Annotated in this window: 1 protein-coding gene and 1 pseudogene; one reads left to right on the plus strand and one right to left on the minus strand. The window is 60.4% G+C overall.

Annotation, left to right across the window (positions count from 1 at the left end; translation table 11 throughout):
* Nucleotides 1-508: pseudogene (locus tag ACRXB1_RS36820) on the plus strand (SGNH/GDSL hydrolase family protein); the annotation flags it as partial.
* Between the two features lie 156 nt (nt 509-664).
* Here the strand turns inward: ACRXB1_RS36820 and ACRXB1_RS36825 are convergent.
* Nucleotides 665-886, minus strand: a complete 222-nt coding sequence (locus ACRXB1_RS36825; RefSeq protein WP_449494876.1) for a Sua5 family C-terminal domain-containing protein — start codon at nt 884-886, stop codon at nt 665-667.
* Nucleotides 887-929 lie beyond the last annotated feature (43 nt).

Genomic DNA, 929 nt, shown 5'->3' on the forward strand with positions numbered 1-929 from the left:
TGCCGCCTGGCTGATCGCGGTCGTCGGACGCGTCGTTCAGGCAGGTGCCACGCATGTGCTGGTATCGAATGTGCCGGATATCGGCGGATCGCCACAGGGGCTTGCGAGCGCCGACAAGGGCGTGACGCTGTCGCAAGTCACGCAGTTGTTCAACGGCACGCTGCAAGGCGCGTTGCAGCAGGCGGGGCTGTTGTCGAAGGTGATCTACGTCGATGCCTACACGTGGGTCGATGGTGTCCAGGCCAACTATCAGTCGAACGGCTTTTCGGTATCGAATACGGGCACGGCCTGTAATCTTGCCGCGATGATCGCTGCCGCCACGAAAGCCGGCCAGCCGAACCCGACCGCGTTCGGCACGTCGCTGTTCTGCTCGCCGCAGACGTACACGGTGGCGAACGCCGACCAGACCTACATGTACGCGGATACCGTACATCCGACGACGCATCTGCACGCGCTGTTTTCCACCTACGTGGAGCAACAGGTCGCGAAGGCAGGGTTGGGAAAATAAGCTTCGTTTGAAGCAGGGGAAATACGAAACGCCCGGTTCTTTCGAGACCGGGCGTTTTTTTTCGATTGAATCAAGCAGCAGGCTGTTCCAGGCGGTTGATTCGCACGATGCTAATCCGGCACCGATTCCCGAGCCGAACCAGGCCCGTCAACGCAATCACTCCTGCTCTTCAAACGCCGCCGCCGCGCGGCCAAGCCGGTCATTCACGGCACTCCATTCCGCCGATACCGGCAGCGTCTCGATCAAGATCCGCTCCACGTCCTCGCGATCGAGCTTGCGCAGCAAGCCGTACATTGTTTTGACACAAGCGCGCCGTGTCGCATCTTTTGAAGGAAGCAACGTACAACCATGGCGCGCGGGCCGGAACAGCAGGTCAATTCAAATGCAGGAACAGCAAAAGGCGCGGTGAAGACGAGCGCCC

This window comes from Caballeronia sp. M23-90, from assembly GCF_053574605.1.